This window comes from uncultured Porphyromonas sp. (genome assembly GCF_938046015.1).
GTDB lineage: Bacteria > Bacteroidota > Bacteroidia > Bacteroidales > Porphyromonadaceae > Porphyromonas.
Genome location: NZ_CALIXW010000047.1, coordinates 1 through 25,519, shown reverse-complemented (window position 1 = coordinate 25,519; position 25,519 = coordinate 1). Strand labels below are relative to the sequence as shown.

The window sequence follows — 25,519 nt, the reverse complement described above, 5'->3', positions numbered from 1 at the left end:
GAAAGCCTCCAAAAGCTAAAGTGATAGCCCCCAAGTCCGTCAGTGTGCGGACTTGGGGGCTATCGTTTTTGCTTTCTAAGGCGTAGGGCAGTTATACTGGAGGCTTACTTGGGGACCTTGAGCAAGGACTGGATCTCGCTGAGCTTATTGAGGGCCTCGAGGGGCGTCAGCTGCTCGATCTTGACCTCCAGCAGCCGGTCGCGGATGTCGGAGAGCACGGGGTCATCCAGCTGGAAGAAGCTCATCTGCACGCCTTCGACGCGGGTAGCGGCGGCGTTGGCAGCAGGCTGTGGTGCCTTGGCGCGCTTCACCCGAACCTCGGCACCGAGCCCCGTCTCCTCGTGGATATGCGCCGTCTCGAGCTGCTCGAGGATCTCGCTAGCGCGCTCGGTGATGCACTGCGGCATCCCCCCGAGGCGGGCGACCTGGATCCCGAAGCTGTGCTCGCTGCCCCCAGGGACGAGCTTACGGAGGAAGAGCATCTTGCCCTCGATCTCACGCGCTGAGACGTTGAAGTTCTTGACGCGCTCCAGGCGTCCCTCCAGATCGTTGAGCTCGTGGTAGTGCGTGGCGAAGAGTGTCTTGGGTCTGCCCACAGGGTTGTCGTGCAGATACTCGATGATGGCCCAGGCTATGGAGATACCGTCGTAGGTGCTGGTACCACGGCCGAGCTCGTCGAAGAGGATGAGGCTGCGGTCGGTCAGACCATTGAGGATGCTCGCCGCCTCCTGCATCTCGACCATGAAGGTGGACTCGCCGCGGGAGATGTTGTCCGAGGCTCCGACGCGGGTGAAGATACCATCTACGATACCTATATGGGCGGCCTCGGCGGGGACGAAGCTACCGATCTGGGCGAGCAGCGTGATGAGTGCCGTCTGCCTCAGCAGGGCGGACTTACCGCTCATATTAGGCCCCGTGATGACCATGATCTGCGTCTGTTGCTGGTCCAGCAGGACGTCATTGGGGACGTAGCTCTGCCCGAAGGGGAGCTGCTCCTCGATGACGGGGTGGCGCCCCGCACGGATGTCGATGCGCGTCCCCTCGTCCACGACGGGGCAGACGTAGCGGTGCGTGACGGCCGTCTCCGCCAGTGCCGTGAGGCAGTCCAGGCGCGCCAGCTGCTGCGCGTCCTGCTGCAGGGGCTGGATGTAGCGAGCGATGCGCTGCAGCAGCGCCGTATAGAGCTGCGCCTCGAGGCTGGAGATCTTGTCCTCCGCCCCTAGGATCTTCTCCTCGTACTCCTTGAGCTCGGGGAAGATGTAGCGCTCGCCCGAGGTCAGCGTCTGCTTACGCGTCCAGTCCTCGGGGACCTTGTCGCGGTGCGTATTGCGTACCTCGATGTAGTAGCCGAAGACATTATTATAGGCCACCTTGAGCGAAGGGATGCCGGTGCGTTCACTCTCGCGCTGCTGCAGCTCCAGCAGGTACTCCTTGCCGTGGGAGGAGAGGCGGCGCAGCTCGTCGAGCTCGGGGGAGATACCTGGGGCGATGACCTCGCCGCGGCCTAGGGCTGCGGGGGGCTCGGCCGTCAGCGTGCGCTCCAGGTCAGCACGCAGCTCGGGGCAGGGGTCGATGGCCTCGGTGAGCGCCACGAGCTCAGGGCAAGGGACGAGGCTGGTGAGGCTACGCAGCTGCTCGCAGGTGGCGAGCGTCGTGGCCAGCATACGCGCCTCGCGGGGCGAGATGCGCCCGACGGCGACCTTGGCCGTCAGGCGCTCCAGGTCACCGATCCCGCGCAGCAGCTCGGCGATGCTACGGCGGAGCTCGGCCTCATGGTAGAGCTGCGAGACGACGCGCTGCCGCTGCTGGATCGCGCTGAGCTCCAGCAGCGGGAAGGAGAGCCAGCGGCGCAGCATACGCCCGCCCATGGGGGTCTGCGTCGCGTCGAGGACGTCGAGGAGGCTCTTGCCCTCCTGCCGATTCATCGGCTGCAGGATCTCGAGGCTGCGGAAGGTAAAGCTATCCAAGCGCATGGTCTCCAGGCGCTCGATGCTCCTGAGGGTGGTGAGGTGCCCCAGCTCGGTGTGGCTCGTCAGCTCGAGGTAATTGAGGATGGCACCCGCGGCGGCTATGGAGCGCGGCTTGTGCTCGAGGCCGAGCCCCTTGAGGCTCTGCAGGCCGAACTGCTGCTGGAGCTTGCGCCTATTGTTCTCCAGGGCGAAGGTCCAGTCCTCCACCTCGTAGACGAAGCCGCGGTAGCTGAAGCGCTGGTCGAGCAGCGCGCGGTAGCGTCGGTCGACCAGCACCTCCTTGGGCTGGTAGGAGGAGAGGAGCTTGTCGAGATAGTCAGCGCGCCCCTCCGAGACGAAGTATTCACCCGTCGAGATGTCCAGCAGCGAGAGCGCGCCCTCCGCCTCGGGCTCGAGGTAGAGCGCGGCCAGATAGTTATTCTCCTTATTCTTCAGCACATTGTCCCCGAGCACGACGCCTGGGGTGACGAGCTCGGTGATGCCGCGCTTGACGAGCTTCTTGGTCAGCTTGGGGTCCTCCAGCTGGTCGCAGATGGCTACGCGGCGGCCAGCGCGTACCAGCTTGGGCAGGTAGCTGTCCAGAGCATGGTGGGGGAAGCCCGCCAGCTCGACGTACATCGCGGCGCCATTGGCACGGCGCGTCAGCGTGATGCCGAGGATCTCGGCGGCAGCGATGGCGTCGTCACTGAAGGTCTCGTAGAAGTCCCCCACGCGGAAGAGGAGGATCGCGTCGGGGTGCTTGCTCTTGATCTCCTGATACTGCTTCATCAAGGGCGTCTCAGCGATTTTCTTGGCCATAGTCGTACTGGGCTGGAGGGAGGATAAGGGGAGGTGGAGGCGGGGAAAGGAGTAAGGGCGCGGCTTAGCCTAGGTAGTCCTTGAGCAGCTCGGCGAAGAACTCGCCACGCGTCAGACGGCCGTGGTCCACGACGACGCACTCGACCTCGCCGCGCGCGGCGAGCGTACCATCGGTGTGGAGGATGTCCTGGTAGAAGACGAGCTTGGGCGGGCGCATAGCGCAGCGCAGCGCCGAGCGGTAGTGGTCTCCACTACGCAGGCTCTTCTTGTAGGAGATGCTCACCTTGGTGACGAAGGCATCCAGTCCGTCCTCGTGCATCTTGCCGAAGTTGACCCCGAGGCTCTCGAGGAACTCATGGCGCGTATGCTCCATGTAGTGCTGGTAGTTGGCGTTGTTCACCACGCCCTGAAGGTCGCACTCGTAGTCACGCACCTTCATATCGAGACTATAGATGTAGTCCACTGCTCGTATCTGTATCTAGAGATGAATAATGCCCCCAGTGCGGCAGCGCCCCTCATGTCTAGGGGCGCTGGCAAAGAGAGATAAGGCTGAGGCCGCATGCGAGCTATCCGTCAGGAGGCTGAGGGATATCAGTCAGCGCGCTGAGGGACGGCCCTGAGGCCGCTGAGGGATATCAGTCAGCGAGGCTAAGCGAGGGCGCTCGGCACGCTGAGCTCCTTAGGCGGGCCTAGGCTAAGGCTCCTCGGCGCTGTCTTCCTCCGCCTCCTCGGGGTCCTCGAGGGCAAAGATGGAGAAGTTCACCGAGCCGTAGATGCGGCGCTCACTGAAGTAAGGCAAGGCACTGAAGTCGTACTGCGCGGGGTGCTCGACGACGAAGACTCCCCCCGCACGCAGCAGCCCTGAGTCGTGAATGAGCTCAGGGAGCGTCGCAATCTCGCTGAGCTTGTAGGGCGGGTCGGCAAAAATAAAGTCGTACTGCGCGCCGCCCTTGGCAGTCGCCAGATAGCGGAAGACATCGGCCTGTAGCACCTGCAGGCTGCGCTCCTCACCCAGCTCGCGCACCACGCTGCGGATGAAGAGCGCGTGCTCGCGCCGCTGCTCGAGGGCGACGACACGGCTACAGCCGCGGCTCAGCAGCTCGAGGGCGATGCTGCCCGTACCGCTGAAGAGATCCAGCGCCGTGAGCCCCTCGAGGTCGAGGTACTGCTGCAGGACATTGAAAAGATTCTCCTTGGCAAAGTCTGTCGTGGGACGAGCGTTGAAGCTCTTAGGGACGTCGAAGCGGCGTCGCTTGTACTTCCCGCCTATGATGCGCATAGCTGATGATCTTAGAGTGGGACGAGGCTGGTCGAGCGATAGGCCTCGAGCTGCAGCTGCCCGATATGGGGGCGTAGGATGCCCGCTAGGAGCTCGGCAGCCTCGTGCAGCAGGTGGCAGGTGGCAGCATCGCCCTCCTCGGGGTAGCCGATAGTGAGGCCCGCCGTCTGCCCCTCCAGGGCGTGGTGACGCCAGTAGCTGATGAGGTAGAAGGCCGCTTCCTCCGCCACGACGCGCGCCTCCTGCATCCCGACCAGCGGGTAGTGCCCGCAGCTCAGGAGCTCGCCCTCGCGCAGGAGGAAGAGCTCCAGCTGGCCCGAGCGCAGCAGCAGCAGCACCTCGGGCGAGCGGCTAGCACGCGACAGCTGTCGGTGCGCCGAGAGGGGCAGGGCGAAGTAAGGACGCGGCTCCAGCAGCAGGAGCGTACGTCGGAGGAAGTGATAGGCCTCGGCATCCCAGGCGAAGACGAAGGTCTGCACCGAGTCGGGCTGCGTCCAGGAGAGGAGCTGCTGGCGCTGCTCGGCTCCGCCCGCAGTCGTGGGCTCGGTCGCGGCATCCAGCCAGAGGGCTTCGCTGCCTGGGCGGAAGAGCTCGGTAGGCACGAGGCACCAGCGCTGCGGCTCGACATAGAGGACGACCTCGCCGTAGGGGTAGCTGAGGAGCTCGCTCTGGTAGTAGAGCTCCTCGAGCTGCTCGTAGAGCCGCGCCTCGGGACGCTGGCTGACGAGGAAGCCCTGCTCGACGAGCTCGGGGACAGAGCCACGGCGCTGGACACAAAAAGCAAGTCCACCCGACGCGGGTCGGATGGACAGGCTATAGTCTGCTGCCGTAGCAGCCGTGAGGGGTGAGCTGCTGGGCTCCTGAGTCATTACTCCCAGTTACCGTTGGTCTTAACCTCGGTCAGCGAGCCGACACGTACCCCAGCGAAGGCGTTGGCCTTGCTGTTGGCCTTCTCGATCTTCTCCTTGACGAGGCGATCATTGCCAAGGCGACCGAGATAGCTCTGGTAGCTAGCCGATGCCTGGAAGACTGGGACCTCGACCTTATTGTCCCCTACCTCCTGCTCGATGGTACCAGCTACGACCTGGATCGTAGAGTCAGAGCCTGGGATGGAGAAGAGCTTAGCCAGGTCGGTGCCGTCCTTGAGCAGCGAGTCCTTAGCGCTGACCCAGATCGTATCACGACGGATGAGGCCACGACGAGCAGCATCCTCTTCGGACAGGCCCTGGTCGCGCATGGCGCTGGTGTAGTCACCTTCGGCACGGATGTAGAAGACGCGACCGTTGTTGAGGAAGTTCACGAGCTCGTCCTTGTCGGCATACTTGTCGTACACGCTCTTGTAGGCGTCTTCGTAGGTAGCGATCTTCTTCAGCTGCTTCTGCAGTACCAGCTCGATCTCTTGCTGTTTCTTGTCGAAGCTCACAGGAGCCAGGACGCTCTGCACAGTGACGTAGGCCAGAGCCAGTACAGCTACGGCTACGATGATGAGGATAACCTTCTTCATTTCCTTGTATAGTAGTTTTTAATTTAGTCTAGACTAGCGTGCGACCCACGCCCCCTAGGACGAGCACCTCGTCGAGGCTCTTCCTAGGCGTATGTGCGCCAAATGCACTAACTTCACAGCAACAAAGATAGAAATTATTATCACATGCCGTATACAGCGCTCTCAGATCTGCTGGCTCGGGGCAGCGACTTACCGCTGACGGGCGATCAAGAGGAGGCCATCACAGCCCTCATCGACTACCTCGATGACCCTTCGCCCTACACCGTCTACCTCCTGCGAGGCTATGCGGGGACGGGGAAGACCTACCTCCTGCGCTGGATCACGGAGGCCGCCATCACCTCAGGCCTGCAGGTCGAGCTGATGGCCTCCACGGGGCGCGCCGCCAAGGTGCTGGCCGCAGCTACGGGACGCCGCGCCGCCACCATCCACCGCACCATCTACCGCGCATCCAGCCAGATGCAGGAGGAGGGCGGCACCTTCCAGCTGGCCTCCTCGAGCCCCGAGCGGCGCCCCACCCTCTACATCGTGGATGAGGCCTCGATGATCTCGGGCAGCTCGGGCGAATACAGTCCCTTCGGCTCGGGCAACCTCCTAGATGACCTCCTGGCCTACGTCTTCGGCAGCGAGGGCAGCCGCCTCCTGCTCGTCGGGGACACGGCACAGCTACCGCCCGTGGGGATGGAGCTGAGCGAGGCGCTCGACCCCGAGGTGCTCTCGGGGCGCTACGGCCTCACCGTCTACGGCGCCGAGCTGCGGCAGGTCGTACGCCAGCGTCAGGGCGGCATCCTGCATAATGCCACTGCTCTGCGCGACCTCATCGACGAGTACAGCGACAGCGAGCCCGAGGACTACCTGCCCATACACCTAGAGACAGAGGACTGGCGCGGCATCTACCCCGTAGAGCCAGGCGAATTCTTCGAGGACCTCGAGGAGGCCTACCAGCGCTACGGCAGGGAGGAGACGCTCGTCATCTGCCCCTCCAACCGCCTCGCGCTGGAGTGCAACCAAGCCATCCGCGGCGAGCTCCTCTACTACGAGGAGCAGCTCGTCCCCGGGGAGCGCCTCATCGTGGCGCGCAACAACTACCACTATACGCGCCTCCGAGATCACTCCGACTTCATCGCCAACGGTGAGGTCATCGAGCTGCGCCGCGTCCTACGCTACTGGCACGAGTACGAGCTGGACTTTGCCGACGCCCTCGTCTACCTGCCCGACCGCGACGAGCAGCTGGAGGTACGGCTCCTAGTAAGCGCCCTCACCGACCCCAGCCCGCAGCGCAGCGCCGAGCAGCGGCAGGAGCTCTTCGACCGCATCTCAGCCGACTACGCCCACATCAGCTCCGTGGTCGAGCGGCGCAGGGCGATCCGTCGGGATAAGTTCTGGGGCGCCCTCGAGGTCAAGTACGCCTACGCCGTGACGGCGCACAAGGCGCAGGGCGGACAGTGGCGCTGCGTCTTCGTCGACCTGAGCCTTGCGGGGCGCTACCTACCCCTCGACCGCTCCATGGCCCGCTGGATCTACACCGCCCTGACGCGCGCCACCAGCCGCGTGTATCTCCTGGGCTTCGCCCCCGAGCTCGTGGACTAAGCCCGCTTCCCCTTCGACTCGACACGACCCACCAAGCTATATGAGCAAACTCAAGATCACCGAGATGGAGCGCCTCAGCGCCGACGCCTACCGCACGAGCGCCAAGCTGCCCCTCATCCTCGTCCTGGACAGCATACGCAGCATGAACAACATCGGCTCTATCTTCCGTAGCGCCGACGCCTTCCGCATCGAGGGGCTCGTCCTCTGCGGCATCACCGCACAGCCCCCCCACCCCGACATCCACAAGACCGCCCTCGGTGCCGAGGACAGCGTGCCCTGGCGCTACAGCAGCAGCGCGCTGGAGGTCGTCGGCGAGCTCCAGGCGGAGGGCTACACGGTGCTCGCGCTCGAGCAGGCCCATGAGAGCCTCCACCTCGATCGCTTCGTCCCCGAGCCTGGAGCACGCTACGCCCTCGTGCTGGGCAATGAGGTGAAGGGCGTGGCCGAGGAGGTCGTCGCCGCTGCCGACCACTGCCTCGAGATCCCGCAGTACGGCACCAAGCATTCGCTCAACGTGAGCGTCGCCGCAGGCATCGCCCTCTGGCAGCTCGCCCACCCACTCTTCCCCCAGCTTGACCGATGAGCCAGACGATCCCCCAGCTCGAGACGACCGAGGACGGCAGCCTCACGCTCTACACGCCGCGCTTCGGCGAGCACTACCACTCCACGCACGGCGCTGTGCAGGAGAGCGCCTACATCTACCTCGGTCTCGGGCTAAGGCAGCGGCTCGAGCACTGGGCGGAGCCCGAGGCGGTGGCGCTGCGCTGCTTCGAGGTCGGCTTCGGCACAGGGCTCAATGCCCTCCTCAGCTGGATGGAGGCCGAGCGTAGCCACCGACTTATCCACTACTACAGCATAGAGCGCTACCCCATCCCCGCCGAGCTCTACCGCCAGCTGCACTACGAGCTATCCACAGCGGACGCCTTATCCACAGCGGGCGGTGCTGAGGACAGCCACAGCACCCTGATGCGGCTGCACGAGGCGGCCTGGGACGAAGACGTCACGCTGAGCCGCTACTTCGTTCTGCACAAGATCTCGGGCGACCTTAATGCCCTACCCTTCCCCTCCGCGCTTGACCTCGTCTACTACGATGCCTTCTCCCCCGAGAGCCAGCCCGAGCTGTGGCGTGAGGAGCTCTTCGCCCAGCTACGGCGCTGCTGCCGCCCAGGGGCGATCCTCACGACCTATTGCGCCAAGGGTGAGGTGCGCCGCCGTCTGGAGCGCTCGGGTTTCTCGGTCGAGCGTCTCCCTGGCCCTCCCGGCAAGCGCGAGGTGCTCCGTGCCACCGCCCGCTAGGCACATCCAGCGCAGCAAGAAGACCGCCCGCGCAGCAAGAAGACCGCAACAGCAGCGAGGGGCCGCGCCAGCGAGGAGGCCACAGCGCCTCCCGCCCCTCCTCTCCCGCGCCCATCAGCAGCAAACAAAAAAGGCCAGCGCCTCGGCTCCCTAGGGAGTCGAGTCGCTGGCCTTATATAGGTGAATAAGCTCGGCCTACTTGACCTGAAGCTGCAGGCTGGCGGTGGGGAGGCCCTTAGCGCTGACCTTGAGCGTCGCGCTGCCGCCCTTCGTACCGCCCTGTACCAGCACGACGAGCTGACCACTGAAGGCGTGGTGCTGCGGCAGGTGGAAGGCATCGAGCGAAGCGGGGTTGCCCGAGGCGGCGGCGCGGAAGCTGGCGGCACCCGAGACGGAGAACTTCAGGAGGCGCCCATCGTCGGGGATGAGGTTGCCGTCCTTGTCCACTACGCGCACCGTGACGAAGGAGATATCCTTGCCGTCGGCAGCGATGGTGCTGCGGTCAGCGACCAGCTCGAGGTGGTGCGGCTTGCCCGCCGTGCGGACGATCTGCTCCTCGGCGGGGCGACCTGCAGCATCGTAGGCGACGACCTTGATCTCCCCGGGCTCGTACTTAGCGTCCATCCACATCAGGCGATAGCGACGCTGGCGGACGAAGTCGCGGCGGCTCTGATCGTTCTCCGTGTCGGCGATCTTGACGCCGAGATCCTTCTTCTGTCGGCCCTGGCTCTTGCCGTTGATGAAGAGCTCGGCCTCGGGGTAGCTGGTGTAGACGAAGACGGGCGTCGTCTCGCCCTCGCGTCCAGGCCAAGTCCAGTGCGGCAGTACGTGCAGTGTCTTGGCCTCCTTGTTCCAATGGCTGCGGTAGAGGTAGAAGCGGTCCTTCGGCAGTCCCGCCAGGTCGACAGCCCCAAAGAGTGAGGAGTGGCTGGGCCACTCGCTGTAGTAAGGCGTAGGCTCGCCGAGGTAGTCGATCCCCGTCCAGATGAATTCGCCCATCATCCAGTCGTTGTCCTCCTGGCGGATGAAGTCGTCCTCGGGGAGGTTGCTCCAGCCGCAGTGCTCTACGTCGTAGCTTGAGGACTGATGGTCGGGGTACTTGGCCATGGACTTGCGCACGACGGGGAACTTGTATACCCCGCGCGAGCTGACCGTCGAGCAGGTCTCCGATCCGAGGAGGAAGCCCTGCGGCAGTACCTTATGCGCCGTGTCGTAGAGGAAGGGGCGGTAGTTGAAGCCCGGCACGTCGAGCGTACCCGCCATGCCCGTACGCAGCACCGCTATGGGATTATCCATACCGTTGGTCACAGGGCGGGTGGGATCCTCGCGGTGGCAGATCGCCTGCAGACGGTAGGCCAGCTGCGTGCCCACGGCGTACCCTTGCTCGGGCACCTCGTTGCCTATGCTCCACATGATGACGGAGGGGCTATTGCGGTACTGGTGGATGAGGTTCACCAGGTCACGCTCGTACCACTCATCGAAGTCTAGGTTATAGCCGTTGGGGACCTTAGGCATCTTCCAGCAGTCGAAGCTCTCGGCCATCAGCGGCATCCCCATCTCGTCGCAGAGACGGACGAACTCAGGGGCGGGCATGTTGTGCGAGGTGCGGATGGCATTGACGCCCATGTCCTGCATGATGCGGATCTGGCGGCGCATGGCGGCCTCATTGACCGCTGCACCCAGCGGACCGAGGTCGTGGTGCAGGCAGGCGCCCTGGAACTTGATCTTACGGCCGTTGAGGAAGAAGCCCTCGCCCGCCTTGAGCTCGATGGAGCGCACGCCGAAGGGCACCGTGTCCCTGTCGAGGAGCTTGCCCTCGTGACGGACGCTCACTACATATTTATAGAGCTGCGGCTGGCCGATGTCCCAGAGGCGGGGGGCCTTGAGGTCGAAGCCCACACGGAAGACCGAGTCCACGCTCTCGGGGCCGAAGTAGCCTGCACGCTGCTCACGTGCCACGACCTTACCCTCGGGAGAGAGGAGCTCGGCCTCGAGGTCGAGCTTGCCCGAGCGGAGCGTCCCAAGGCCACTGAGGCGGGTACGTACCTCGACGCGGGCGTAGTCCTTGCTCACCTGAGGCGTCAGGATCTGCGTTCCCCAGGTGGAGAAGTGTATGGGCTCGGTGATGGTGAGGTGCACATTGCGGTAGAGCCCTGCGCCGGGGTACCAGCGGCTGCTCTCATGCTTGTTGTCCAGACGCACGGCCAGCACATTGCGCTGCCCAGGGCGCACGTAGTCGGTGATGTCGAAGTAGAAGCTATTGTAGCCGTAGGGCCAGTAGCCGACCTCCTGCCCGTTGACGTAGACCCGCGCGTGGCTCATCGCCCCGTCGAAGGTCAGGCGTACGCGGCGCTGCCCCAGATCGCGGGGGATCTCCAGCTCGCGGCGATACCAGCCCACGCCGACGAAGGGCAGTCCCCCCGTGCGGCCAGCGTGCTCCATCGCCTCCTTCTGACCATCCTGCGTGATCGCTAGGTGCTGCTTGTCGTTCTCAAAGCTAAAAGGTCCGTAGATGGCCCAGTCATGGGGTACGGTGACCTGCGACCACTTGCGGTCGTCGAAGTTGGCGGCTGCAGTGCCGGGCTTATCCTCGCGGGAGAAGCGCCAGCCCTGCTCCAGCTGCGTCGTCGTGCGCTGGGCTAGAGCTGGGAGGCTGAGGGCTGCCCCTACCAGGAGGGAGCAGACGAGTCGTCTCTTCATCGGAGCTATTATTTAATGGTGAGTTAGTCGATCTATGGGCTCACGGCGGGGCCCAGCGCAAAGATAAGGAAAGTACCCGTGCCTAGCGCCCCCGATAGTGGTAGTCGATGCCGAAGAGCGCCCCTGCGAAGGTCATCACCTCGCCGTAGGCCACCAGCACGCTGGAGTGAATCTCCCCTGGCGGGCTGGTGAAGAAGGCCGCTCCCAGCAGCGCCATGCCGAAGGTGCAGAGCAGGCAGGCCATCCACAGCTGCACGCGGTGGCGCCCGTCCTGGGGTCGTGGTGCTTCCATAGCTATACCTTATTAAGTGGGGCGTATTCGTCCTCTGCCTCGAGGCAAGGACAGCTCTTGAGCCACTCCTCGGGCGTGATGCGCCCATCGCCATTGCGGTCGGGGCTGAGATCTCTGTGCCCGAGGATGCGGGCCTGGGGGGCGTAGCCCTTGAGCTGCGCGAGGAGGCGGAGGAGGCTCGCCCGCTGCTTGGGCGTGCGCGTGTCGGCGGGCCGCCCTGTGCTGTCGAGGCCTCCCTCATAGCAGATGCCCCAGCTGCAGGCGTTGTAGCCGCGCACATGGGCGCCGATCTGATCCAGCGGGCGGCAGGGGATGACCTCGCCCGAGCGGCGCACGTAGTAGTGGTAGCCTATACCGCGGAAGCCGCGCCCGCGGTGGTCGCGCTCCAGTGCCTCGGGGCTGTAGTCCTGCGTGCTCCGCGTGGCACTGCAGTGCAGGACGATGTAGCGGATGTCCGTCGTCCTCATCTGAGCGCCCTCCGTACTCTATAGCTAAGATAAGCCCCGAGCCCAGCCCCGAGGGCGAGGCCTAGAGGGAGGAGCAAGGGCCGTAGTGCACGTCGTGGTTCCTGGCGCAGCTGCTGCTGGGTCACGTGCTGGGTCGTGGCGGAGGCCTCCTGCTGCTGCGCGGCACGCGTACGGCGACGATAGTAGAGGCGCCCCTGGGGGAGCGGGGAGCGGGTAGACGTCGGGGAGCTGGTTCCGAGGGCTAAGGGAAGGGAGCGTGAGGCGAGCGGCGGCACAAGGTCAAGGCTATCGGGGAGCTCCAGCAGCAGCTCCTCCTCAATGAGCTGACTCTGGAGGGCGGACTGGCGGAGCTGCTGGGCCTCGGTGCTGAGCTCCTGCCGCTTGATCCTAGGGCTACAGCCCAGGCTGCCGAGCGTCGCCACCAGGGCGAGCCCGCAGGCTACATAGTACATCATAGATATAGGGGTAATAGAGTGAGTATAATAGGCCTCCATCCTCTGGAGACCGCTGCGAAGGTACGGCTGCACGTACCTCCCACCCCCTGCTCCAGTACGCTAGGCGGGCTAAGTCCATTAGTCCGAGGCATAAGCCCCCGCACTAGGGAGCTCAGCTGCCCCGACGTCCCGCCCCGACCGCTACCAAAGCACTGGCGGCACCCAGCCCCACAAGAGGGGAGGATGCCGCCAGACTTAGCTAGGGCTGTAGGGAGTGCCTTGCAGCGCGCTGCGCCTCGGGCTAGAGGCCGCTATTGTGCCCCCCCGTGCTGCCAGGGCCCGAGGACTCGGAGGAGCCGCCATGTCCCTCCTCGGCCTTCTTGGGCTGCTTGGTCTTAGGCGCCGTGCTAGGACTCGCAGGCTGGAGCGAGAAGCGCTCGTAGCGCATGCCCTTGAGGTCGAAGTAGCGCTGCTTGGGGCGCAGGACGACGCGGGCGCTCTTGATGTGCTTGGCCGCGTCGAAGGCCTCGCCCTCGGGTACCTGCACGCTGCGCATCGAGGGCTGGAGGAAGCCGAGGCGTCCGTACTCGACGCTGGAGCCGTTGGCTACCAGGTCACGCGCCATATCGGCCGAGAGGTTGAGGATGGAGGCTACCTCCATGTAGTTGAAGGTGGAGTGCCCTGAGACGAGCGTACAGAAGCGCTCGAAGGAGACCGTCTGGCGGTGCGTGGGGTGTGCCTGCACCACCTTCTTGCCTTGGTGCTTGCCGAGCTTGGCGACGTGTGTCTTCAGGACGTAGGTCAGTGGCTGTGTCTGTGCCATGATGTAGAGGAGTATAAAAGGTGAATAAACTGTATTGCCCTCAGTCCCTCTGAGGACACTGCAAAGGTAGCTCCTCCTCTAGGGGATCCCCCCTCATCACGGCTCTTCATGGAGCTAGCGGCCTCAGCCTCTAAGGTTTAGCCCTCAGGCCTCGTGCCGCGCTGGGATCAGCCCTCCAGCACGGGCTGACGTAGGCGAGGGTCAGCCGCGAGCTGGCGGGCGAAGTCCCGCTCCATCCTCGGGCTCACGATCTCGTCTATATCATAGGTATAGTGCGCGCGCGTATAGATGGGCGCACGCTCTAGGAGCGTCGTACGCACGAAGGCCTCCAGCTCCGCTCCGCTCTTGTCGCGGATGGTCGGGCGGGTACGCTTGCAGAGCTCTAGCCGCTGCACCAGCACCTCGGGACTACAGCGGAAGTAGATCGTCACCCCCGCATCCCGCAGTAGCTCCATCGTATCGCCGTAGCAGGGCAGGCCGCCCCCTGTGGCGAAGACGGTATCCTCCATCGTCATCAGCTCCTCGATGACCATGCGCTCGCGCCTGCGGAAGCCCGCCTCCCCCACCGAGGCAAACATATCGGTGATGCGCTGCCGCCAGCGCGTCTCGATGAAGACATCGGTGTCGACGAACTGCCAGCCGAGTTCGTCGGCCAGCTGGCGCCCCACGGTGCTCTTGCCCGAGCCCATGAAGCCGAGGAGGAAGATGGCCCTATACATGATCTATCAGTCGCTTGTGCTCAGCCTAGGGCTCTAGCGCTTGTCGGGGTAGGCGATGCGCGCGTGGTACATGGTCATGAGCTTGAGGATGAAGACCTCCTTGATCTCGCGGATGTCGCGGAAGGTCAAGGGCGTATCCTCCAGCAGCCCCTCGGCGACAATGCCGTCGACTAGGCGCTGCACCAGCTGCCGTATGCCCTCCTCGGTGTAGCTGGTGAGGCTACGGCTGGCAGCCTCGACGCTGTCGGCGAGCATCAGGATCCCCTGCTCCTTGGTCTGGGGATTGGGCCCTGGGTAGGTGAAGGGCTCGGGGTCTACCTCCTCACCAGGGTGCTCATTGCAATAGGTATTGTAGAAGTAGCGTGTCGTGCTGCGCCCGTGGTGCGTGCGGATGAAGTCGATGATCTGCGGCGGCAGCGAGCTCTTCTGCCCGAGGATGATCCCATCGGTGACGTGGCGGATGATCACGCGGGCACTCTCGTGGGCCGAGAGCAGGCGGTGGGGGCTATTGGACGGGGCGTTCTCGGTGAAGAACTCAGGGTGCAGCATCTTGCCTATATCGTGGTAGAGCGCCCCAGCACGGATCAGCTGCGTATCGGCCCCGATACGCGTGGCGGCGGCCTGTGCTAGGATGGAGACCTGATAGGAGTGCTGGAAGGTCCCCGGCGCGATCTCCGAGAGCTCGCGCAGCAGCGGCATGGCCGTATCGCTCAGCTCCACCAGGCGCACATTGGACACGTAGCCGAAGGCACGCTCCACGAGGAAGGCCAGCACGTAGGTGAACATCAAGAAGACGAGGTTGATCCCGTAGTACAGCAGCTTCATCCAGTAGTCGGTGGTAATCGTGTCCTTGGTCAGCCACTCGACCAGCATCGAGGAGAGGATGTAGACGAGATAGACCGAGAAGGCAGCGCGGATCAGCTGCCCGCGGTTGGAGAGGCTCTGCAGGGTGAAGATCGCCGAGAAGCCCGCCAGGAGCTGCACGAAGATGAAGTTCAGCGGGTCGAGGGTGAAGTAAGCTACCGCAAGGATTGTGATGACGTAGGTCGTCAGTGCCATGTGGCTGGCGAAGAAGGTACGCAGCAGCAGGATGATCATCACGTAGGGGATGACCTCGATGCTGAACCAGTCGACGTGCGCCACCTGCAGCTTGGTCAGCCCGATGAAGGTGAGGATGCTCAGTACGACCAGGACGACATTCTTCGTCGCCTCGGTGAACTCGCGGTAGAAGAGTACCAGATAGATCGCCAGCGCCGTGAAGAGGAAGAAGAAGTAGCCCAGCAGCGGCAGCTGTAGGAAGCTGGTCTTCTCCCCGACACGTGCCTTGTACTCCTCATTGAGCGAGCGGATGACATTGAGCGTATAGGGTGTCAGCACCTCCCCCTGGTCGATGATGCGGCGCCCCTGCTGGTAGCGCTCCGTCGAGGTCGCCAGGCTCGAGAGGGCCTCGGCGAGCATGCGCTTGGTCTCGGCCTCGGCATAGCTCACATTGGGCTGCAGATACTGCGTGATCTCCAGCTGGCGCAGCAGCTCGGGCTTCAGCCCCTGCCGTGTAGCCTCGTCGATGATGAGCTTGTAGACCTCACTCAGGCGGTAGAGGCGTGCCACAGGGACGTTCGTCCAGCCCGTGCCCGTCTGCCCGCTGCCGAGCATACGTACCTCGAGGCGGCGATCGAGGTGCAGCTCGTCGAGGGTCTTGCTGTCTATGATCCCGAAGGCGTAGTACTTCTTGAGCTGCTGCTGCAGAAAGAGGTAGTAGCTCTCGGGGACGGTCGCTGCCAGCTCCTTGTACTGGTCGTGCAGCTGATTGATCATGCGCGGCATGACGTTCTCATCCATGCGGCACGTGGGCGGGATGATGCGCTCCACGCTGTCCCGCTCCATCTTCATTTGCTCCTCCGTCTTGAGGACGGGGAACTCAAAGGGGGCTACCAGAGGCCGCTCGCCCCAGGGCTGGTCGGCCTTGAGGGAGGGGTAGTTAGGCACATAGCCCTCCTTGGGCGAGGTGTTGATACTCGCCACGAGCGCCCCGACGAAGAAGATCGCCAGCACGTGGAGCATGTGGAGGTAGAGTGCCTTATTATCCTTGAGGAACTTCAGCATATCTAAGCTATTAGGTCTTAGACAAAGATACGCAAAAGCCCCCGAGCCCCCGCCGAGCCTAGGACGGACGCATCGCATCGATTAGGGATAGGAGGGGGACTCCTTGAGCTTTACCCAGAGACCTAAGACAAGGCTTGGCCTCTTCCCTCCTATACTTTGAGCAGACGAGAAGGAGAAGCCCCAGCGGGGCGACCACTTCCAAAGCCTAGGGGGCATAGCCCTGCAAGGGCGACCAAACCCTGGGTAGGCTAGACAAGGAGGAGAAGCCCCAGCGGGGCGACCCCTTCCAAAGCCCAGGGTGCGTAGCCCTGCAAGGGCGACCAAACCCTGGGTAGGCTAGACAAAGAGGTATAGAGCCCTACAGGGGCGACCCCTTCCAAAGCCCAGGGGGCGTAGCCCTGCAAGGGCGACCAAACCCTGGGTAGGCTAGACAAATAGGTATAGAGCCCTACAGGGGCGACCCTCAAAACACCCATAAGCGAGGGCGGAGTGGTGTAGCAAGGGCACTACGAACGCTTTATGGGTCGCCCCTGTAGGGGCTGGCTAGACCCTTTGCCCTTATCGGAGAACGGAGAATAGGCTGCGGGCTTCTTGACGCAGCCACCTCCGCCGAGCAGGCGCGGTGAGGGGCGGAGCACGACGCGCCCCGAGGGGGAGCGGCCCTGAGGGATATCAGTCAGCCCGCTGAGGGACGGCCGTCAGCGCAGCGAGGGATATCCGTCAGCATAGCTGAGGGATATCCATGCGAAAGGCTCCCCCCGTAGAGGCACCCTGCACCCGAGCAAGGAGGGGGCTGTCCCCCACCCCAAGGAGAGGCGCCGCAAGGCTCCGCACAGCAGTACGACCGCGCCTGCTATTTTGCTATCTTTGTAGGGAGGGTTAGCCCCCTAGCTGGCCCAAAGCATGACACGAGTGCTCCTCTAAGCGATACACTATGGCCACCGAACGACGCATCTCCATCCTCCTCATCTACACCGGAGGGACTATAGGCATGGTCGAGAACCCCACGACGGGGGCCCTCGAGCCCTTCGACTTCGCCTATCTACAGGACAACGTCCCCGAGCTACGCCGCCTCGGCTGCGACATCTCCAGCGTGGCCTTCACCCCTCCGCTGGACTCCTCGGCCATAGCGCCCGAGGACTGGACGCGCCTGGTGGACATCATCGCTGAGCACTACGACCGCTACGATGGCTTTGTCATCCTCCACGGGACGGACACCATGGCCTACACCGCCTCCGCCCTCAGCTTCGCTCTCGAGGGGCTGGCTAAGCCCGTGGTCTTCACCGGCTCGCAGCTCCCCGTCGGGAAGCTCCGCACCGACGGCAAGGAGAACCTCATCACCGCCATCGAGATCGCCGCCGCACGCGACGAGGCAGGGCAGCCACGCGTGCCCGAGGTCGCGCTCTTCTTCGAGAACTACCTGATGCGCGGCAATCGCACCAGCAAGGTCAGCGCCGATCAGTTCAGCGCCTTCGACTCCTACAACTATCCCCACCTAGCCTACGCCGGCATTGAGATCCGCTACCACGATGCAGCCATCAAGCGCGATGCCCTCGGGCAGACCCTGAGGCCGCACCGCTCCTTCGACCCCAATGTGGCGGTGCTCAAGCTCTTCCCAGGCATCACCCGCGAGGTCGTGCAGTCGCTACTCAGCCTGCCCTCGCTCAAGGGGGTCGTGCTGGAGACCTTCGGCAGTGGCAATGCGCCGATGCTCCCATGGTTCCTCGAGGCGCTCGAGACGGCTGTGGCGCGCGGCGTAGTCATCGTCAACGTGACGCAGTGCGTGACGGGCTATGTGGACATGATGCGCTACGAGACAGGGATGCTGCTGCAGCGTCTGGGACTGGTGAGCGGACGGGACAGCACCACGGAGAGTGCGCTGACGAAGCTGATGTACCTCTTCGGTCGCGGCTACAGCCCCGAGGAGGTCAAGCAGCGGATGGCCCTGCCACTGCGGGGCGAGATGACCCTCGAGGCGACAGCCGAGGACTTCGGTCGTGAGACCTATATCTATAGACGCTAAAGGAGAGACGAAGCAAGTGATACGATTCATGAGCCTGGGGAGTGGGAGCAGTGGCAACTGCTACTACCTCGGGGACGAGACGGGCGGCCTGCTGCTGGATGCAGGCATCCCTATACGCAGCATCAAGAAGAGCCTAGCCGCCGAGGGTATCAGCCTCGAGGACGGCCATATACGTGGCGTGCTGGTGACGCACGACCACGCCGACCACATACGCACCATAGGCGTGCTGGGAGCGGTCTACCACCTCCCCGTCTACGCTACGACCCTGGTGCACGACAGCATCACCCGCAGCCGCTTCGTACAGGAGCCGCTCGGGGCCTCGCGCCGTGAGCTCGCCATCCACGAGCCGCTGGAGCTGGCGGGCTTCTCCATCGAAGCCTTCCCCGTGCCGCACGATAGCGCGGAGAACGTAGGCTATCACATCACCCGCGGCGAGGACTTCCGCTTCACCCTCGCTACTGACGTAGGCCACCCCACCGCCGTCATCGAGCGCTACATCGCCGCCGCCCAGCACGTCGTGCTGGAGGCCAACTACGACAGCGAGATGCTCCGCACGGGCAGCTATCCCCCCTTCCTCAAGGAGCGCGTAGCCAGTCCGCTGGGCCACCTCTCCAATGAGGAGGCCGCTGAGGTCCTAGCGCGCTGCTACCACCCCGAGATGCGCAACGTATGGCTCTGCCACCTAAGCAAGGACAACAACCACCCTGAGCTCTGCTGGAAGAGCATCGAGCAGCGCCTCTTCAGCGAGGGCATACGCGTCGGGAAGGACCTTAGCCTCACGGCGCTGCGCCGCACCGCGCCCTCCCCGATGTACCTACTGGAGCCCTAGCCCTCCGCTAGTGCCCCCTTCCTCCACGGCTAAGGCCTCCCTTCGTCCTGCCCCTCGGCCGCCAGCCCGCACCCAGCCTTAGCCCGCCCGAGCGCGCTTCTCCCGCCTCTTCGCCCCACCGCCGCGACGCTGTTGCTCCAGCCCGAGCACCCTCGAGCAAACCCAAGGGGCACCGCGCGAGTTATATCTAATGAGCGCCCGCCGCAGCAGGGTACCATCCCCGCCGCAACGAGACGCCCCAGCCTGCGCCCCTGGTGCGCAGCACGTAGACAGCATCCTCACCCCGGGCTGCCCCCAGCAGCCCCACACCCGACACAGCACTATGGACACAGAGAAGTACAAGCTCTATACGAAGGGCGGCGACAAGGGCCGCACCTCCCTCGTCGGCGGACAGCGCGTCCCCAAGTATGACCTCCGACTCGAATGCTACGGCACCATCGACGAGCTCAATAGCTTCGTCGGCGTCCTGCTGGCCTACGAGCTCGAGGAGCCCGATAGCCGCTTCCTCTACTGGCTACAGCACAAGCTCTTCTCCGTCGGCGGCTACCTGGCCACCGACACCAGCAAGGATGAGCTCCACGAGGTGACCTGCGTCACCGAGCGCGCCGTAGCCAAGGTGGAGCGTGAGATCGACCGTCTCGATGACCTCGTGCCCCCCATCAAGGCCTTCATCCTCCCCTCGGGCGGACATATCACCGCCGCGGCGCACGTCTGCCGCACCGTCTGCCGCCGCGCCGAGCGCCTCATCTACCGCCTCGACAGCGAGCATCCCCTAGCCCCCGAGGTCCTGCGCTTCGTCAATCGCCTCAGCGACTACTTCTTTGCCCTAGCACGTAAGGAGGTCTTCCGCGCCCAAGGGCAGGAGATCGTCTGGACCTACGACCACGACGACGCCGACTAGATGGCAGGACTGGAGCAGACCCAGCGCCTAGAGCAGACCCAGGGGCTCACCCCTGCCCAGCTGCTGGCGGTGAAGATGCTGGAGGTCACGAGCCTCGAGCTGGAGACCCGTATCGAGCAGGAGCTGGAGGAGAACCCCGCCCTCGAGGAGAACTACCCCGAGGAGGAGCAGCGTAGCGGCGCGGACGAGGGCGACGAGGACGGTGCCACCGACCAGGACTGGGAGCTGGGCGAATACGCCCAGGACGATATCCCCGAGTACAAGCTACGCGAGCTGCAGGAGCGCCAGTCAGTGCGTGAGGAGATCCCCTTCGCCGCTGGAGCGCCCAGCCTCGAGGAGCAGCTGCTGGAGCAGCTCTCTATGGTCACCGAGCTCGAGGGTCGCCGCTACGAGCTGGCCCGCTACATCGTGGGCAGCATCGATGCCGATGGCTACCTGACGCGCTCGGTGGAGGAGCTGCAGGACGACCTACTCTTCAAGGCGGGCATTGACGCCCGAGCCGAGGAGCTGGAAGAGCTCATCGCTCTGGTCAAGACCCTAGACCCGCCCGGCGTAGGGGCGCGTGATCTCCGCGAGGCCCTACTGCTGCAGCTGCAGCGCCTGCCCGAGGACGAGCTCTCACGGGCGGCTGACCGACTTATCCGCGAGCACTACGAGGACTTCGTCAATAAGCGCTTCGACCGTCTATGCTCGGCCCTAGGTATCGACGAGCAGCGTCTCTCGGAGCTCTACGCCTTCATCGCGCGCCTCAGCCCACGCCCAGCCAGCGGGCTCGGGGACGACGCAGACGCACGCTTCGCGCACTTCACCCCCGACTTCATCGTCACCGAGCGCGACGGCGAACTACTGGTCTCGCTCGTCGGGGAGCGCGAGATCGTCCCGCTGCGCCTGAGCCCCACCTACCTCGAGCTACTGGAGTCGCACCGCGACCAGGCAGGTCAGAGCCGCCAGAGCCGCGAGGCGATGACCTTCCTCAAGCACAAGGTCGAGCAGGCACGCTGGTTCATCGAGGCCCTCGAGACACGCCAGCAGACGCTGCGCCGCACGATGATGGCCATCGTGGAGCACCAGCGTGACTTCTTCTTCTCGGGCGAGGTGAGCGACCTCAAGCCTATGGTGCTGCGCGACATCGCCGAGGCCACGGGGCTCGACATCAGCACCATCTCGCGCGTCAGCAACAGCAAGTCGGTGCAGACCGACCACGGTATCTACATGCTGAAGTTCTTCTTCGGCGAGGGCATCACCACGGAGGAGGGCGAGAGCATCTCCACGCGTGAGGTGCGGCAGGCCTTAGCCGCGCTCATCGAGGCCGAGGACAAGCGCCAGCCGCTGACGGACGAGGAGCTGACACAGCAGCTGGCCGCCCAGGGCTACCCCATAGCCCGCCGCACGGTGGCCAAGTACCGCGAGCAGCTTCGACTGCCTATCGCACGCCTACGCCGCCAGCTCTCTTAGCTCGGCACTAGCCCAGACTCCCTACTCCCCAAGCCCGCCTTCCAGCTTCCCCGCCCCGCATCGCGGCTTCTTGAGCGGCTCCTCTGAGCTTCCTCCACTCTCGCAGAGCGGACAAGCAGAGCCCCTTCGCCCCCACCCCACAAAGGACACAAGCCCCACCGAGATACCCCAGCTAGTGCTGGAGCCTCTCGGTGGGGCTTGTGCTATAGAAGGCTAAGCCTCGGGCGCTACTTCTGGGGCAGCGGGATGAGATCGAAGCCTGTGTAAGGTCTCAGCACCTCGGGGATGCGGATGCCCTCGGGCGTCTGGTTGTTCTCCAGCAGGGCGGCCACGATGCGGGGGAGGGCCAGGGCGCTCCCGTTGAGCGTGTGTGCCAGCTGTACGCCCTGCTCGCTATCGCGGTAGCGCAGGCGCAGGCGGTTGGCCTGATAGCTCTCGAAGTTGGACACCGAGCTGACCTCCAGCCAGCGCTGCTGCGCGGCGGAGAAGACCTCGAAGTCGTAAGTCAGCGCGCTGGTGAAGCTCATGTCGCCACCGCTGAGGCGCAGGATACGCCAGGGCAGCTCCAGCTTCGTCACGAGGGTCTCCACGTAGGCGACCATCTCGTCCAGACGCTCGTAGCTACGCTCGGGCTTGTCGATGCAGACGATCTCGACCTTGTCGAACTGGTGCAGACGGTTCAGTCCGCGCACGTCCTTGCCGTAGGAGCCAGCCTCACGACGGAAGCAAGCCGAGTAGGCGGTATTGCGTACGGGCAGGTCCTTCTCGTCCAGGATGACGTCGCGGTAGATATTGGTCACAGGCACCTCAGCCGTGGGGATGAGGTAGAGGTTATCCACGCCGACGTGGTACATCTGCCCCTCCTTGTCGGGGAGCTGACCCGTGCCGTAGCCCGAGTCCTCATTGACGACGTAGGGCGGCTGCACCTCGGTGAAGCCTGCCTCACGGGCATTGTCGAGGAAGAAGTTGATGAGCGCGCGCTGCAAGCGTGCCCCATAGCCCTTGTAGACGGGGAAGCCCGCGCCCGTGATCTTGACGCCGAGCTCGAAGTCTATGAGGTCGTAGGTCTTCGCCAGCTCCCAGTGGGGGGCGGCATCGGCAGGCAGCTCAGGGTTGTGCCCGCCCATCTTGACGCAGACGTTGTCCTCGGCCGTCGCGCCCTCGGGGACGATCTCGGCGGGGAGATTAGGGATCTGCAGCAGGATCTCGCGGATGCGAGCCTCGGCCTCGTTCTTCTTCTCCTCGAGCTGGCGGCTAAGCTGCTTGAGGTCGGCGACCTGGGCGCGTATCTTCTCGGCCTGATCCTTCAGTCCCTGCTTCATCAGGGCACCGATCTCCTTGGCGATGGCATTCTGCTGCGCCAGGCTCGCGTCGAGCTCCTGCTGGGTGCGGCGGCGCAGCTCGTCGAGGTCGAGCACCTCAGTGATGTACTCGCGTGCCTCGAAGTGCTTCTTCTGTAGGAGGCGGAGGACGTCCTCCGTCTGCTCCTTGATTCGCTTGATGGTAAGCATCTCTCTCTTGGGTCTATTAAAGGAGGAGAGCTTGCCCTCAAGGACTATGGCCCTCGGAGCAAGCTCTCTCGTTACCTATATCTCTCTGTAGGCGGGATGATCCCACCTCGGGAGGGTAGCTGGTCGTCCCCTGGGGGACGTCGGGGTCTCGTCCTTAGGCCTCTGCCTGGATCGAGACGTAGGAGCGATCGTTCTTCTTGCGCGTGAAGACGACCGTACCATCTACGAGGGCGTAGAGCGTGTGGTCCTTACCGATACCCACGCCTGCGCCGGGGTGATGCTGCGTGCCGCGCTGGCGCACGATGATGTTACCAGCCTTGGCATGCTGACCACCGAAGAGCTTTACACCAAGTCGCTTGCTTTCTGATTCGCGTCCGTTCTTGGAGCTACCTACACCTTTTTTATGTGCCATTGTCCTTGTCTAACTAATGCGGTGATACTTATTTACTAGCCTACGATTTCCTTCACGACGACTTCGCTGAACTGCTGGCGGTGGCCATTGAGCTTGCGATAGCCCTTGCGACGCTTCTTGTGGAAGACGAGCACCTTGTCGCCCTTGACGAGCGGCGTCAGTACTTCGCACACGACCTTAGCACCGGCTACGGTAGGCGTACCTACGGTGAACTGACCGTCCTTCTCGATGAGCAGGACCTTGTCGAACTCTACAGTAGCACCGGCCTCGGCGCCCTTGACGTGATGGATGAACAGGCGACGGCCTTCCTGAAGATTGAACTGCTGTCCCTGGATGTCTACGATGACGTACATTGTACTTTATACTAATTAAGATTAGCCCCGCAAGGTGTCGCCCCCGATCTCGGTGACGTGCTTCGTCCGTGTACCTTGCATAGGAAATGCGCACAAAGATACACATTATCGCACAGATACACAAGACACACGCCCACAGCTATCCTTCAGCAAGGACCAAAGCCAGCCGCAGCGCCACTCACCGAAGGTAGCGAAATCCCTCTTTGCCTCCTCGGAGGCAAAGAGCTCCGCGTCATGGACATAGGTCTCGCCCTCCTCACGGAACCACGAGGCCTCGAAGCGAGGGGGCTCCTCGCCCCTACGGAGCGCCGCCTGGAGCCCCGAGAGGAACTTCCATAGGAAGATATTGAAGGACGAGGCGACGAGGAGGACCTCCCTAGGCCGAGCGAGGTCGTACGCCCCGATATAATGGTTGCCCGCGCTGTCGACCTTGGCTAGGTAGCCCCACTTGAACCCGTAAGGGGAGGACGAGAAGCCCCAAAAGGACGAGCTCAGCATAAAGTCCCAGGCCCAAAGGTCGCACATATGATCGTGCAGATAGGGCCGCAGCTCCTGCGACTTGAAGCCGTAGAACTCATGACCAAAGGCCCTCATGCCATTGCTGAGGCAGAGGAAATCGACGTACTGCCTATCGCAGGCGCCGAGGATCTTCCCGATGTTCCTGAGGATAACGAGCCGTCCATACTGCGGGTACAGCTCTACCCGATCGCTCTCCTCGGCTAAGGCCCGAGCTAGCTCCATAATACAAGCTAGTTCCATCGCTCTACTATCAAGATCTCCATTCTTTATACTCCTACCGCACCCCACAGCACTACGCTGGAGATTATTACTAAGCACATCCAGCCCTTTCACACGGGTCATCAGGCTTTAACCTTATGCTCCTCGATATAGCACTCGGTTTATTAGGCAAAGCCTCCTTGAAGCTCTAAGATTCGCTATGAATCGAGTCGAACAATTTGCCTCATACAAGCCACAGTAAGTTCAAAAATAAAAGCAACTTCTCCTTCCACGAAGTTCTGGCGGTGCTTGACCCGATCATTCTGGTACTTGGAAAACCACTCAAGCACCTTCCATAGCCCGTTAGAGAATTCTTTTGATCCACCCTTAGCCAGAACGAACGACCCTAGAGGAGACGCTTGATTCTCCAATGACTTCTCATTTTCCAGGACTTCTTTGAGAAGCACTTCTAATGACAGCCTTAAGTCATCTAGGGCATTACGATAGAGCTCTCTATCTTGACTCCGATACTTCCAAGAGGCTGCATCGTAGTGTCTAAATGCGTCAGAGTACTTCTTTAACCAATGCTGGGCCTCTTGAATAACCTCAACGGTATCTTCATCATCAGGAGCTAGGTGTTTATAGTCATTACCTAACAAGCTCCTCAGCTCTCGTACGGCTTCATTAGTCTCAAACTTCTTGAGATTACACAAATCACGAATAATAACGTATTGTTCCCTAGGCAAAAAGCTCTCCAAGTTCTTTTGAAGAGCTGTCCTCTTATTTGGGAGGCGAGCTTCTCCATCATTACTAGTAGGCACAGGGTACGGGATATTTCGGTTATATTTCACCGCATACCCTCGACAAAGCTTGCATATCTCAGGCAAGGACAACCCGCTAGCTGTATCTCCTAGCACCTCTGATGCTCTGACTATAAAAGCTTGGCTCATATCTTCATTCATACCTTAATCTATTAGGCCAAAATAATACATCCGAAATGGTTAAAAGCAAAGGTACAATTTACCGAACACATCCATATAACCTATGTACACGGCCATTCCTAAGTGCACTGTACGGCTACGCTCTGCGCCTTACCACCTAGGGGCGGGGCTCGCTGATGGATAGCAGTCAGGGCGCTGACGGACGTCACTCAGCGGCGTGAAGGATATCAGTCAGCGCCCTGAGGGATATCCCTAAGGATGGCTAAGGGATAAGGGGCGGGAGGCCTTGGGCGTACGAGGAGGGAGGGTTTGGGCGTAAGGGGAGGAGCAGCGGGGAGCTGGGCGGGGAGTGTCCGCGGGTATTAGGGACTAAGGGCGAAGGGCTTGGGGGGGGGAGGCGGCGGG

At 63.0% G+C, this 25,519-nt stretch carries 24 protein-coding genes; 7 read left to right on the top strand and 17 right to left on the bottom strand.

Going from position 1 to position 25,519, the window contains the following annotated elements:
- Positions 1 to 104 precede the first annotated feature (104 nt).
- From mutS to Q0248_RS07160, 5 genes are all read right to left on the bottom strand, one after another.
- On the bottom strand, positions 105 to 2,768 hold the full coding sequence (gene mutS, locus Q0248_RS07180; protein WP_299321063.1) for a DNA mismatch repair protein MutS: 2,664 nt from the start codon (positions 2,766 to 2,768) through the stop codon (positions 105 to 107).
- Between the two features lie 64 nt (positions 2,769 to 2,832).
- Positions 2,833 to 3,207, bottom strand: coding sequence for an acyl-CoA thioesterase (locus Q0248_RS07175; protein ID WP_299321094.1), 375 nt, complete (start codon positions 3,205 to 3,207; stop codon positions 2,833 to 2,835).
- Between the two features lie 255 nt (positions 3,208 to 3,462).
- Complete coding sequence (locus Q0248_RS07170; RefSeq protein WP_299321062.1) at positions 3,463 to 4,047, bottom strand: RsmD family RNA methyltransferase; 585 nt, start codon at positions 4,045 to 4,047, stop codon at positions 3,463 to 3,465.
- Positions 4,048 to 4,058: 11 nt separating this feature from the next.
- Positions 4,059 to 4,916, bottom strand: coding sequence for a DUF3822 family protein (locus Q0248_RS07165; protein ID WP_299321061.1), 858 nt, complete (start codon positions 4,914 to 4,916; stop codon positions 4,059 to 4,061).
- The gene (locus Q0248_RS07160) at positions 4,916 to 5,551 is read right to left on the bottom strand and encodes a hypothetical protein (RefSeq protein WP_299321060.1); all 636 of its coding nucleotides are present in this window, start codon (positions 5,549 to 5,551) and stop codon (positions 4,916 to 4,918) included. Before Q0248_RS07160 ends, Q0248_RS07165 begins: the two co-directional genes overlap by 1 nt.
- Before the next feature lie 144 nt (positions 5,552 to 5,695).
- On the opposite strand from Q0248_RS07160, the gene Q0248_RS07155 reads away from it, so the two are divergent.
- Genes Q0248_RS07155 through mnmD form a run of 3 tightly spaced genes read left to right on the top strand, consistent with a single transcriptional unit; the run spans position 5,696 to position 8,434 of the window.
- Positions 5,696 to 7,138 (top strand): AAA family ATPase, encoded by a 1,443-nt coding sequence (locus Q0248_RS07155; RefSeq protein WP_299321059.1) that lies wholly within the window; start codon positions 5,696 to 5,698, stop codon positions 7,136 to 7,138.
- Positions 7,139 to 7,178: 40 nt separating this feature from the next.
- On the top strand, positions 7,179 to 7,721 hold the full coding sequence (locus tag Q0248_RS07150) for an RNA methyltransferase (protein ID WP_299321058.1): 543 nt from the start codon (positions 7,179 to 7,181) through the stop codon (positions 7,719 to 7,721).
- The gene (mnmD, locus tag Q0248_RS07145; RefSeq protein ID WP_299321057.1) at positions 7,718 to 8,434 is read left to right on the top strand and encodes a tRNA (5-methylaminomethyl-2-thiouridine)(34)-methyltransferase MnmD; all 717 of its coding nucleotides are present in this window, start codon (positions 7,718 to 7,720) and stop codon (positions 8,432 to 8,434) included. The genes Q0248_RS07150 and mnmD overlap by 4 nt, the downstream gene beginning before the upstream one ends.
- Before the next feature lie 195 nt (positions 8,435 to 8,629).
- Here the strand turns inward: mnmD and Q0248_RS07140 are convergent, their stop codons facing one another.
- From Q0248_RS07140 to Q0248_RS07110, 7 genes are all read right to left on the bottom strand, one after another.
- Positions 8,630 to 11,134, bottom strand: coding sequence for a glycoside hydrolase family 2 TIM barrel-domain containing protein (locus Q0248_RS07140; RefSeq protein WP_299321056.1), 2,505 nt, complete (start codon positions 11,132 to 11,134; stop codon positions 8,630 to 8,632).
- A gap of 82 nt (positions 11,135 to 11,216) precedes the next feature.
- Positions 11,217 to 11,426: a hypothetical protein gene (locus Q0248_RS07135; protein ID WP_299321055.1), complete on the bottom strand. Its 210-nt coding sequence runs from the start codon at positions 11,424 to 11,426 to the stop codon at positions 11,217 to 11,219.
- A 2-nt stretch (positions 11,427 to 11,428) separates the two neighbouring features.
- Positions 11,429 to 11,893, bottom strand: coding sequence for an N-acetylmuramoyl-L-alanine amidase (locus Q0248_RS07130; protein ID WP_299321054.1), 465 nt, complete (start codon positions 11,891 to 11,893; stop codon positions 11,429 to 11,431).
- Entirely contained in the window at positions 11,890 to 12,348 is a 459-nt protein-coding gene (locus tag Q0248_RS07125) for a hypothetical protein (protein WP_299321053.1), read from the bottom strand. Before Q0248_RS07125 ends, Q0248_RS07130 begins: the two co-directional genes overlap by 4 nt.
- A gap of 280 nt (positions 12,349 to 12,628) precedes the next feature.
- Positions 12,629 to 13,150 carry a DNA-binding protein gene (locus tag Q0248_RS07120; RefSeq protein ID WP_299321052.1) on the bottom strand — a complete coding sequence of 174 codons (522 nt, stop codon included), beginning with the start codon at positions 13,148 to 13,150 and terminating at the stop codon, positions 12,629 to 12,631.
- Between the two features lie 167 nt (positions 13,151 to 13,317).
- The gene (locus tag Q0248_RS07115; protein WP_299321051.1) at positions 13,318 to 13,869 is read right to left on the bottom strand and encodes a shikimate kinase; all 552 of its coding nucleotides are present in this window, start codon (positions 13,867 to 13,869) and stop codon (positions 13,318 to 13,320) included.
- Between the two features lie 33 nt (positions 13,870 to 13,902).
- Positions 13,903 to 15,972, bottom strand: coding sequence for an HDIG domain-containing metalloprotein (locus tag Q0248_RS07110; RefSeq protein WP_299321050.1), 2,070 nt, complete (start codon positions 15,970 to 15,972; stop codon positions 13,903 to 13,905).
- Between the two features lie 934 nt (positions 15,973 to 16,906).
- On the opposite strand from Q0248_RS07110, the gene Q0248_RS07105 reads away from it, so the two are divergent.
- From Q0248_RS07105 to rpoN, 4 genes are all read left to right on the top strand, one after another.
- The gene (locus Q0248_RS07105) at positions 16,907 to 17,995 is read left to right on the top strand and encodes an asparaginase (protein WP_299321049.1); all 1,089 of its coding nucleotides are present in this window, start codon (positions 16,907 to 16,909) and stop codon (positions 17,993 to 17,995) included.
- 28 nt (positions 17,996 to 18,023) lie between these two features.
- Positions 18,024 to 18,824: an MBL fold metallo-hydrolase gene (locus Q0248_RS07100; protein WP_211789578.1), complete on the top strand. Its 801-nt coding sequence runs from the start codon at positions 18,024 to 18,026 to the stop codon at positions 18,822 to 18,824.
- Between the two features lie 322 nt (positions 18,825 to 19,146).
- Positions 19,147 to 19,725: a cob(I)yrinic acid a,c-diamide adenosyltransferase gene (locus Q0248_RS07095; protein WP_211788442.1), complete on the top strand. Its 579-nt coding sequence runs from the start codon at positions 19,147 to 19,149 to the stop codon at positions 19,723 to 19,725.
- The gene (gene rpoN / locus Q0248_RS07090; RefSeq protein WP_299321048.1) at positions 19,726 to 21,180 is read left to right on the top strand and encodes an RNA polymerase factor sigma-54; all 1,455 of its coding nucleotides are present in this window, start codon (positions 19,726 to 19,728) and stop codon (positions 21,178 to 21,180) included.
- Between the two features lie 227 nt (positions 21,181 to 21,407).
- Here rpoN and serS read toward each other — a convergent pair whose 3' ends face one another.
- From serS to Q0248_RS07065, 5 genes are all read right to left on the bottom strand, one after another.
- On the bottom strand, positions 21,408 to 22,691 hold the full coding sequence (gene serS, locus Q0248_RS07085; protein WP_299321047.1) for a serine--tRNA ligase: 1,284 nt from the start codon (positions 22,689 to 22,691) through the stop codon (positions 21,408 to 21,410).
- Positions 22,692 to 22,845: 154 nt separating this feature from the next.
- On the bottom strand, positions 22,846 to 23,103 hold the full coding sequence (rpmA, locus tag Q0248_RS07080; RefSeq protein ID WP_211788445.1) for a 50S ribosomal protein L27: 258 nt from the start codon (positions 23,101 to 23,103) through the stop codon (positions 22,846 to 22,848).
- 35 nt (positions 23,104 to 23,138) lie between these two features.
- Positions 23,139 to 23,456, bottom strand: a complete 318-nt coding sequence (gene rplU / locus Q0248_RS07075; protein WP_211788446.1) for a 50S ribosomal protein L21 — start codon at positions 23,454 to 23,456, stop codon at positions 23,139 to 23,141.
- A 105-nt stretch (positions 23,457 to 23,561) separates the two neighbouring features.
- Positions 23,562 to 24,215, bottom strand: coding sequence for a hypothetical protein (locus tag Q0248_RS07070; RefSeq protein WP_299321045.1), 654 nt, complete (start codon positions 24,213 to 24,215; stop codon positions 23,562 to 23,564).
- A 176-nt stretch (positions 24,216 to 24,391) separates the two neighbouring features.
- The gene (locus Q0248_RS07065) at positions 24,392 to 25,135 is read right to left on the bottom strand and encodes a hypothetical protein (protein WP_299321043.1); all 744 of its coding nucleotides are present in this window, start codon (positions 25,133 to 25,135) and stop codon (positions 24,392 to 24,394) included.
- Between the last annotated feature and the right edge of the window lie 384 nt (positions 25,136 to 25,519).

Bases quoted from the DNA above. Each gene is read 5' to 3' on its own strand.
- rpoN (WP_299321048.1), top strand. From the start codon at position 19,726: ATGGCAGGACTGGAGCAGACCCAGCGCCTAGAGCAGACCCAGGGGCTC.
- Q0248_RS07165 (WP_299321061.1), bottom strand. From the start codon at position 4,916: ATGACTCAGGAGCCCAGCAGCTCACCCCTCACGGCTGCTACGGCAGCA.
- Q0248_RS07135 (WP_299321055.1), bottom strand. From the start codon at position 11,426: ATGGAAGCACCACGACCCCAGGACGGGCGCCACCGCGTGCAGCTGTGG.
- Q0248_RS07105 (WP_299321049.1), top strand. From the start codon at position 16,907: ATGGCCACCGAACGACGCATCTCCATCCTCCTCATCTACACCGGAGGG.
- Q0248_RS07140 (WP_299321056.1), bottom strand. From the start codon at position 11,134: ATGAAGAGACGACTCGTCTGCTCCCTCCTGGTAGGGGCAGCCCTCAGC.
- Q0248_RS07095 (WP_211788442.1), top strand. From the start codon at position 19,147: ATGGACACAGAGAAGTACAAGCTCTATACGAAGGGCGGCGACAAGGGC.
- Q0248_RS07175 (WP_299321094.1), bottom strand. From the start codon at position 3,207: ATGAAGGTGCGTGACTACGAGTGCGACCTTCAGGGCGTGGTGAACAAC.
- Q0248_RS07070 (WP_299321045.1), bottom strand. From the start codon at position 24,215: ATGGAACTAGCTTGTATTATGGAGCTAGCTCGGGCCTTAGCCGAGGAG.
- Q0248_RS07115 (WP_299321051.1), bottom strand. From the start codon at position 13,869: ATGTATAGGGCCATCTTCCTCCTCGGCTTCATGGGCTCGGGCAAGAGC.
- rplU (WP_211788446.1), bottom strand. From the start codon at position 23,456: ATGTACGTCATCGTAGACATCCAGGGACAGCAGTTCAATCTTCAGGAA.
- Q0248_RS07130 (WP_299321054.1), bottom strand. From the start codon at position 11,893: ATGAGGACGACGGACATCCGCTACATCGTCCTGCACTGCAGTGCCACG.
- rpmA (WP_211788445.1), bottom strand. From the start codon at position 23,103: ATGGCACATAAAAAAGGTGTAGGTAGCTCCAAGAACGGACGCGAATCA.
- Q0248_RS07170 (WP_299321062.1), bottom strand. From the start codon at position 4,047: ATGCGCATCATAGGCGGGAAGTACAAGCGACGCCGCTTCGACGTCCCT.
- Q0248_RS07120 (WP_299321052.1), bottom strand. From the start codon at position 13,150: ATGGCACAGACACAGCCACTGACCTACGTCCTGAAGACACACGTCGCC.
- Q0248_RS07125 (WP_299321053.1), bottom strand. From the start codon at position 12,348: ATGATGTACTATGTAGCCTGCGGGCTCGCCCTGGTGGCGACGCTCGGC.
- Q0248_RS07100 (WP_211789578.1), top strand. From the start codon at position 18,024: ATGAGCCTGGGGAGTGGGAGCAGTGGCAACTGCTACTACCTCGGGGAC.
- Q0248_RS07160 (WP_299321060.1), bottom strand. From the start codon at position 5,551: ATGAAGAAGGTTATCCTCATCATCGTAGCCGTAGCTGTACTGGCTCTG.
- Q0248_RS07155 (WP_299321059.1), top strand. From the start codon at position 5,696: ATGCCGTATACAGCGCTCTCAGATCTGCTGGCTCGGGGCAGCGACTTA.
- Q0248_RS07110 (WP_299321050.1), bottom strand. From the start codon at position 15,972: ATGCTGAAGTTCCTCAAGGATAATAAGGCACTCTACCTCCACATGCTC.
- Q0248_RS07065 (WP_299321043.1), bottom strand. From the start codon at position 25,135: ATGAATGAAGATATGAGCCAAGCTTTTATAGTCAGAGCATCAGAGGTG.
- mnmD (WP_299321057.1), top strand. From the start codon at position 7,718: ATGAGCCAGACGATCCCCCAGCTCGAGACGACCGAGGACGGCAGCCTC.
- serS (WP_299321047.1), bottom strand. From the start codon at position 22,691: ATGCTTACCATCAAGCGAATCAAGGAGCAGACGGAGGACGTCCTCCGC.
- Q0248_RS07150 (WP_299321058.1), top strand. From the start codon at position 7,179: ATGAGCAAACTCAAGATCACCGAGATGGAGCGCCTCAGCGCCGACGCC.
- mutS (WP_299321063.1), bottom strand. From the start codon at position 2,768: ATGGCCAAGAAAATCGCTGAGACGCCCTTGATGAAGCAGTATCAGGAG.